The sequence below is a fragment of the Escherichia sp. E4736 genome (assembly GCF_005781225.1).
Classification (GTDB): domain Bacteria; phylum Pseudomonadota; class Gammaproteobacteria; order Enterobacterales; family Enterobacteriaceae; genus Escherichia.
Genome location: NZ_VATT01000009.1, coordinates 22,588 through 30,821, shown reverse-complemented (window position 1 = coordinate 30,821; position 8,234 = coordinate 22,588). Strand labels below are relative to the sequence as shown.

At 51.4% G+C, this 8,234-nt stretch carries 7 protein-coding genes; all 7 read left to right on the top strand.

The annotated features are described in order from the left end of the window. Positions 1 to 281 precede the first annotated feature (281 nt). The 7 genes from secE (at position 282) to rpoB (ending at position 8,197) form a co-directional block, all read left to right on the top strand. A complete protein-coding gene (gene secE, locus FEK46_RS06735) occupies positions 282 to 665 on the top strand; it encodes a preprotein translocase subunit SecE (protein ID WP_001275702.1) in 384 nt (127 codons plus the stop codon). A 1-nt stretch (position 666) separates the two neighbouring features. After that, positions 667 to 1,212: a transcription termination/antitermination protein NusG gene (nusG, locus tag FEK46_RS06730; protein ID WP_001287516.1), complete on the top strand. Its 546-nt coding sequence runs from the start codon at positions 667 to 669 to the stop codon at positions 1,210 to 1,212. 158 nt (positions 1,213 to 1,370) lie between these two features. Further along, entirely contained in the window at positions 1,371 to 1,799 is a 429-nt protein-coding gene (gene rplK / locus FEK46_RS06725) for a 50S ribosomal protein L11 (RefSeq protein WP_001085926.1), read from the top strand. A 3-nt stretch (positions 1,800 to 1,802) separates the two neighbouring features. Further along, on the top strand, positions 1,803 to 2,507 hold the full coding sequence (gene rplA / locus FEK46_RS06720; protein ID WP_001096684.1) for a 50S ribosomal protein L1: 705 nt from the start codon (positions 1,803 to 1,805) through the stop codon (positions 2,505 to 2,507). A gap of 412 nt (positions 2,508 to 2,919) precedes the next feature. Next, positions 2,920 to 3,417: a 50S ribosomal protein L10 gene (rplJ, locus tag FEK46_RS06715; RefSeq protein WP_001207201.1), complete on the top strand. Its 498-nt coding sequence runs from the start codon at positions 2,920 to 2,922 to the stop codon at positions 3,415 to 3,417. A gap of 66 nt (positions 3,418 to 3,483) precedes the next feature. Beyond that, the gene (gene rplL / locus FEK46_RS06710; protein WP_000028879.1) at positions 3,484 to 3,849 is read left to right on the top strand and encodes a 50S ribosomal protein L7/L12; all 366 of its coding nucleotides are present in this window, start codon (positions 3,484 to 3,486) and stop codon (positions 3,847 to 3,849) included. Between the two features lie 319 nt (positions 3,850 to 4,168). Continuing rightward, a complete protein-coding gene (gene rpoB / locus FEK46_RS06705; RefSeq protein ID WP_000263098.1) occupies positions 4,169 to 8,197 on the top strand; it encodes a DNA-directed RNA polymerase subunit beta in 4,029 nt (1,342 codons plus the stop codon). The last annotated feature ends 37 nt before the right edge of the window (positions 8,198 to 8,234 follow it).

The window sequence follows — 8,234 nt, the reverse complement described above, 5'->3', positions numbered from 1 at the left end:
TGAAGGCGGCCGTACCGTTGGCGCGGGCGTTGTAGCAAAAGTTCTGAGCTAATTGCCGATAACATTTGACGCAATGCGCACTAAAAGGGCATCATTTGATGCCCTTTTTGCACGCTTTCGTACCAGAACCTGGCTCATCAGTGATTTTCTTTGTCATAATCATTGCTGAGACAGGCTCTGTTGAGGGCGTATAATCCGAAAAGCTAATACGCGTTTCGATTTGGTTTGCCTCGCGATCGCGGGGTGAAAATGTTTGTAGAATACTTCTGACAGGTTGGTTTATGAGTGCGAATACCGAAGCTCAAGGAAGCGGGCGCGGCCTGGAAGCGATGAAGTGGGTCGTTGTGGTGGCATTGCTCCTGGTGGCAATTGTCGGCAACTACCTTTATCGCGACATTATGCTGCCGCTGCGTGCGCTGGCCGTAGTAATTCTGATTGCTGCAGCGGGTGGTGTCGCGCTGTTAACGACAAAAGGTAAAGCAACCGTTGCTTTTGCCCGTGAAGCGCGTACCGAAGTCCGTAAGGTCATTTGGCCGACTCGCCAGGAAACATTGCACACCACGCTGATTGTGGCTGCGGTTACCGCAGTAATGTCACTGATCCTGTGGGGACTGGATGGTATTCTGGTTCGCCTGGTATCCTTTATCACTGGCCTGAGGTTCTGAGATGTCTGAAGCTCCTAAAAAGCGCTGGTACGTCGTTCAGGCGTTTTCCGGTTTTGAAGGCCGCGTAGCAACATCGCTGCGTGAGCATATCAAATTACACAACATGGAAGATTTGTTTGGTGAAGTCATGGTACCAACCGAAGAAGTGGTTGAAATCCGTGGCGGTCAGCGTCGCAAAAGCGAACGCAAATTCTTCCCTGGTTACGTCCTCGTTCAGATGGTGATGAACGACGCTAGCTGGCACCTGGTGCGCAGCGTACCGCGTGTGATGGGCTTCATCGGCGGTACTTCCGATCGTCCTGCGCCAATCAGCGATAAAGAAGTCGATGCGATTATGAACCGCCTGCAGCAGGTTGGTGATAAGCCGCGTCCGAAAACGCTGTTTGAACCGGGTGAAATGGTCCGTGTTAATGATGGTCCGTTCGCTGACTTCAACGGTGTTGTTGAAGAAGTGGATTACGAGAAATCTCGTCTGAAAGTGTCTGTTTCTATCTTCGGTCGTGCGACCCCGGTAGAACTTGACTTCAGCCAGGTTGAAAAAGCCTAACCCAGCGATCAAAAAAGCGGCGACTTAATCGTTGCACAAGGCGCGAGATTGGAATACAATTTCGCGCCTTTTGTTTTTATGGGCCTTGCCCGTAAAACGATTTTTTATATCACGGGGAGCCTCTCAGAGGCGTTATTACCCAACTTGAGGAATTTATAATGGCTAAGAAAGTACAAGCCTATGTCAAGCTGCAGGTTGCAGCTGGTATGGCTAACCCGAGTCCGCCAGTAGGTCCGGCTCTGGGTCAGCAGGGCGTAAACATCATGGAATTCTGCAAAGCGTTCAACGCAAAAACTGATTCCATCGAAAAAGGTCTGCCGATTCCGGTAGTAATCACCGTTTACGCTGACCGTTCTTTCACTTTCGTTACCAAGACTCCGCCGGCAGCAGTTCTGCTGAAAAAAGCGGCTGGTATCAAGTCTGGTTCCGGTAAGCCGAACAAAGACAAAGTGGGTAAAATTTCCCGCGCTCAGCTGCAGGAAATCGCGCAGACCAAAGCTGCCGACATGACTGGTGCCGACATTGAAGCGATGACTCGCTCCATCGAAGGTACTGCACGTTCCATGGGCCTGGTAGTGGAGGACTAAGAAATGGCTAAACTGACCAAGCGCATGCGTGTTATCCGCGAGAAAGTTGATGCAACCAAACAGTACGACATCAACGAAGCTATCGCACTGCTGAAAGAGCTGGCGACTGCTAAATTCGTAGAAAGCGTGGACGTAGCTGTTAACCTCGGCATCGACGCTCGTAAATCTGACCAGAACGTACGTGGTGCAACTGTACTGCCGCACGGTACTGGCCGTTCCGTTCGCGTAGCCGTATTTACCCAGGGTGCAAACGCTGAAGCTGCTAAAGCTGCAGGTGCTGAACTGGTAGGTATGGAAGATCTGGCTGACCAGATCAAGAAAGGCGAAATGAACTTTGACGTTGTTATTGCTTCTCCGGATGCAATGCGCGTTGTTGGCCAGCTGGGCCAGGTTCTGGGTCCGCGCGGCCTGATGCCAAACCCGAAAGTGGGTACTGTAACGCCGAACGTTGCTGAAGCGGTTAAAAACGCTAAAGCTGGCCAGGTTCGTTACCGTAACGACAAAAACGGCATCATCCACACCACCATCGGTAAAGTGGACTTTGACGCTGACAAACTGAAAGAAAACCTGGAAGCTCTGCTGGTTGCGCTGAAAAAAGCAAAACCGACTCAGGCGAAAGGCGTGTACATCAAGAAAGTTAGCATCTCCACCACCATGGGTGCAGGTGTTGCAGTTGACCAGGCTGGCCTGAGCGCTTCTGTAAACTAATGCCTTTACGTGGGCGGTGATTTTGTCTACAATCTTACGCCCACGTATAATGCTTAATGCAGACGTATATCCGAGATATTCGGGTTGTGGCAAGGCGGCAGCTGAGTGAGTCGCCAGGAGCATAGCTAACTATGTGACTGGTGCGAACGAAGGAAGCCAACGCCGCCACAAGCTGAATAGCGACGGATAGAAAAGATTTGTTCGTTGGAGCCTGGCCTATCCAGGCCTCCGTCGAAGACCGCAGGAGTTTCGCAAGAAACTTAATCCCCTGCGTAGACGGTGACAGAACGCTAAGATTATTCTTTTATATTCTGGCTTGTTTCTGCTCACCGTAATTAAGACGCTCTCTCCGTTTGGAGGAGTGAAGTGAGTTCCAGAGATTTTCTCTGGCAAACATCCAGGAGCAAAGCTAATGGCTTTAAATCTTCAAGACAAACAAGCGATTGTTGCTGAAGTCAGCGAAGTAGCCAAAGGCGCGCTGTCTGCAGTAGTTGCGGATTCCCGTGGCGTAACTGTAGATAAAATGACTGAACTGCGTAAAGCAGGTCGCGAAGCTGGCGTATACATGCGTGTTGTTCGTAACACCCTGCTGCGCCGTGCTGTTGAAGGTACTCCGTTCGAGTGCCTGAAAGACGCGTTTGTTGGTCCGACCCTGATTGCATACTCTATGGAACACCCGGGCGCTGCTGCTCGTCTGTTCAAAGAGTTCGCGAAAGCGAATGCAAAATTTGAGGTCAAAGCCGCTGCCTTTGAAGGTGAGCTGATCCCGGCGTCTCAGATCGACCGCCTGGCAACTCTGCCGACCTACGAAGAAGCAATTGCACGCCTGATGGCAACCATGAAAGAAGCTTCGGCTGGCAAACTGGTTCGTACTCTGGCTGCTGTACGCGATGCGAAAGAAGCTGCTTAATCGCAGTTATCTTTTTAACGCATTCGCTTACGTATAAACTTATTCTGATATTCAGGAACAATTTAAATGTCTATCACTAAAGATCAAATCATTGAAGCAGTTGCAGCTATGTCTGTAATGGACGTTGTAGAACTGATCTCTGCAATGGAAGAAAAATTCGGTGTTTCCGCTGCTGCTGCTGTAGCTGTAGCTGCTGGCCCGGTTGAAGCTGCTGAAGAAAAAACTGAATTCGACGTAATTCTGAAAGCTGCTGGCGCTAACAAAGTTGCTGTTATCAAAGCAGTACGTGGCGCAACTGGCCTGGGCCTGAAAGAAGCTAAAGACCTGGTAGAATCTGCACCGGCTGCTCTGAAAGAAGGCGTGAGCAAAGACGACGCAGAAGCACTGAAAAAATCCCTGGAAGAAGCTGGCGCTGAAGTTGAAGTTAAATAAGCCAACCCTTCCGGTTGCAGCCTGAGAAATCAGGCTGATGGCTGGTGACTTTTTAGTCACCAGCCTTTTTGCGCTGTAAGGCGCCAGTAGCGTTTCACACTGTTTGACTACTGCTGTGCCTTTCAATGCTTGTTTCTATCGACGACTTAATATACTGCGACAGGACGCCCGTTCTGTGTAAATCGCAATGAAATGGTTTAAGCGTGATAGCAACAGGCATTGCGGAAAGTGTTCCATTTTCCGGTCAACAAAATAGTGTTGCACAAACTGTCCGCTCAATGGACAGATGGGTCGACTTGTCAGCGAGCTGAGGAACCCTATGGTTTACTCCTATACCGAGAAAAAACGTATTCGTAAGGATTTTGGTAAACGTCCACAAGTTCTGGATGTACCTTATCTCCTTTCTATCCAGCTTGACTCGTTTCAGAAATTTATCGAGCAAGATCCTGAAGGGCAGTATGGTCTGGAAGCTGCTTTCCGTTCCGTATTCCCGATTCAGAGCTACAGCGGTAATTCCGAGCTGCAATACGTCAGCTACCGCCTTGGCGAACCGGTGTTTGACGTCCAGGAATGTCAAATCCGTGGCGTGACCTATTCCGCACCGCTGCGCGTTAAACTGCGTCTGGTGATCTATGAGCGCGAAGCGCCGGAAGGCACCGTAAAAGACATTAAAGAACAAGAAGTCTACATGGGCGAAATTCCGCTCATGACAGACAACGGTACCTTTGTTATCAACGGTACTGAGCGTGTTATCGTTTCCCAGCTGCACCGTAGTCCGGGCGTCTTCTTTGACTCCGACAAAGGTAAAACCCACTCTTCGGGTAAAGTGCTGTATAACGCGCGCATCATCCCTTACCGTGGTTCCTGGCTGGACTTCGAATTCGATCCGAAGGACAACCTGTTCGTACGTATCGACCGTCGCCGTAAACTGCCTGCGACCATCATTCTGCGCGCCCTGAACTACACCACAGAGCAGATCCTCGACCTGTTCTTTGAAAAAGTTATCTTTGAAATCCGTGATAACAAGCTGCAGATGGAACTGGTGCCGGAACGCCTGCGTGGTGAAACCGCATCTTTTGACATCGAAGCTAACGGTAAAGTGTACGTAGAAAAAGGCCGCCGTATTACTGCGCGCCATATTCGCCAGCTGGAAAAAGACGACGTCAAACTGATCGAAGTCCCGGTTGAGTACATCGCAGGTAAAGTGGTTGCTAAAGACTATATTGATGAGTCTACCGGCGAGCTGATCTGCGCAGCGAACATGGAGCTGAGCCTGGATCTGCTGGCTAAGCTGAGCCAGTCTGGTCACAAGCGTATCGAAACGCTGTTCACCAACGATCTGGATCACGGCCCATATATCTCTGAAACCTTACGTGTCGACCCAACTAACGACCGTCTGAGCGCACTGGTAGAAATCTACCGCATGATGCGTCCTGGCGAGCCGCCGACTCGTGAAGCTGCTGAAAGCCTGTTTGAGAACCTGTTCTTCTCCGAAGACCGTTATGACCTGTCTGCGGTTGGTCGTATGAAGTTCAACCGTTCTCTGCTGCGCGAAGAAATCGAAGGTTCCGGTATCCTGAGCAAAGACGACATCATTGATGTTATGAAAAAGCTCATCGATATCCGTAACGGTAAAGGCGAAGTCGATGATATCGACCACCTCGGCAACCGTCGTATCCGTTCCGTTGGCGAAATGGCGGAAAACCAGTTCCGCGTTGGCCTGGTACGTGTAGAGCGTGCGGTGAAAGAGCGTCTGTCTCTGGGCGATCTGGATACCCTGATGCCTCAGGATATGATCAACGCCAAGCCGATTTCTGCAGCAGTGAAAGAGTTCTTCGGTTCCAGCCAGCTGTCTCAGTTTATGGACCAGAACAACCCGCTGTCTGAGATTACGCACAAACGTCGTATCTCCGCACTCGGCCCAGGCGGTCTGACCCGTGAACGTGCAGGCTTCGAAGTTCGAGACGTACACCCGACTCACTACGGTCGCGTATGTCCAATCGAAACCCCTGAAGGTCCGAACATCGGTCTGATCAACTCTCTGTCCGTGTACGCACAGACTAACGAATACGGCTTCCTTGAGACTCCGTATCGTAAAGTGACCGACGGTGTTGTAACTGACGAAATTCACTACCTGTCTGCTATCGAAGAAGGCAACTACGTTATCGCCCAGGCGAACTCCAACCTGGATGAAGAAGGCCACTTCGTAGAAGACCTGGTAACTTGCCGTAGTAAAGGCGAATCCAGCTTGTTCAGCCGCGACCAGGTTGACTACATGGACGTATCCACCCAGCAGGTGGTATCCGTCGGTGCGTCCCTGATCCCGTTCCTGGAACACGATGACGCCAACCGTGCATTGATGGGTGCGAACATGCAACGTCAGGCCGTTCCGACTCTGCGTGCTGATAAGCCGCTGGTTGGTACCGGTATGGAACGTGCTGTTGCCGTTGACTCCGGTGTAACTGCGGTTGCTAAACGTGGTGGTGTCGTTCAGTACGTGGATGCTTCCCGTATCGTTATCAAAGTTAACGAAGACGAGATGTATCCGGGCGAAGCAGGTATCGACATCTACAACCTGACCAAATATACCCGTTCTAACCAGAACACCTGTATCAACCAGATGCCGTGTGTGTCTCTGGGTGAACCGGTAGAACGTGGCGACGTGCTGGCAGACGGTCCGTCCACCGACCTCGGTGAACTGGCGCTGGGTCAGAACATGCGCGTAGCGTTCATGCCGTGGAATGGTTACAACTTCGAAGACTCCATCCTCGTATCCGAGCGTGTTGTTCAGGAAGACCGTTTCACCACCATCCACATTCAGGAACTGGCGTGTGTGTCCCGTGACACCAAGCTGGGGCCGGAAGAGATCACCGCTGACATCCCGAACGTGGGTGAAGCTGCGCTCTCCAAACTGGATGAATCCGGTATCGTTTACATTGGTGCGGAAGTGACCGGTGGCGACATTCTGGTTGGTAAGGTAACGCCGAAAGGTGAAACTCAGCTGACCCCAGAAGAAAAACTGCTGCGTGCGATCTTCGGTGAGAAAGCGTCTGACGTTAAAGACTCTTCTCTGCGCGTACCAAACGGTGTATCCGGTACGGTTATCGACGTTCAGGTCTTTACTCGCGATGGCGTAGAAAAAGACAAGCGTGCGCTGGAAATCGAAGAAATGCAGCTCAAACAGGCGAAGAAAGACCTGTCTGAAGAACTGCAGATCCTCGAAGCGGGTCTGTTCAGCCGTATCCGTGCTGTGCTGGTAGCCGGTGGCGTTGAAGCTGAGAAGCTCGACAAACTGCCGCGCGATCGCTGGCTGGAGCTGGGCCTGACCGACGAAGAGAAACAAAATCAGCTGGAACAGCTGGCTGAGCAGTATGACGAACTGAAACACGAGTTCGAGAAGAAACTCGAAGCGAAACGCCGCAAAATCACCCAGGGCGACGATCTGGCACCGGGCGTGCTGAAGATTGTTAAGGTATATCTGGCGGTTAAACGCCGTATCCAGCCTGGTGACAAGATGGCAGGTCGTCACGGTAACAAGGGTGTAATTTCTAAGATCAACCCGATCGAAGATATGCCTTACGATGAAAACGGTACGCCGGTAGACATCGTACTGAACCCGCTGGGCGTACCGTCTCGTATGAACATCGGTCAGATCCTCGAAACCCACCTGGGTATGGCTGCGAAAGGTATCGGCGACAAGATCAACGCCATGCTGAAACAGCAGCAAGAAGTCGCGAAACTGCGCGAATTCATCCAGCGTGCGTACGATCTGGGCGCTGACGTTCGTCAGAAAGTTGACCTGAGTACCTTCAGCGATGAAGAAGTTATGCGTCTGGCTGAAAACCTGCGCAAAGGTATGCCAATCGCAACGCCGGTGTTCGACGGTGCGAAAGAAGCAGAAATTAAAGAACTGCTGAAACTTGGCGACCTGCCGACTTCTGGTCAGATCCGCCTGTACGACGGCCGCACTGGTGAACAGTTCGAACGTCCGGTAACCGTCGGTTACATGTACATGCTGAAACTGAACCACCTGGTCGACGACAAGATGCACGCGCGTTCCACCGGTTCTTACAGCCTGGTTACTCAGCAGCCGCTGGGTGGTAAGGCACAGTTCGGTGGTCAGCGTTTCGGGGAGATGGAAGTGTGGGCGCTGGAAGCATACGGCGCAGCATACACCCTGCAGGAAATGCTCACCGTTAAGTCTGATGACGTGAACGGTCGTACTAAGATGTATAAAAACATCGTGGACGGCAACCATCAGATGGAGCCGGGCATGCCAGAATCCTTCAACGTATTGTTGAAAGAGATTCGTTCGCTGGGTATCAACATCGAACTGGAAGACGAGTAATTCTCGCTCAAACAGGTCACTGCTGTCGGGGTAAAAC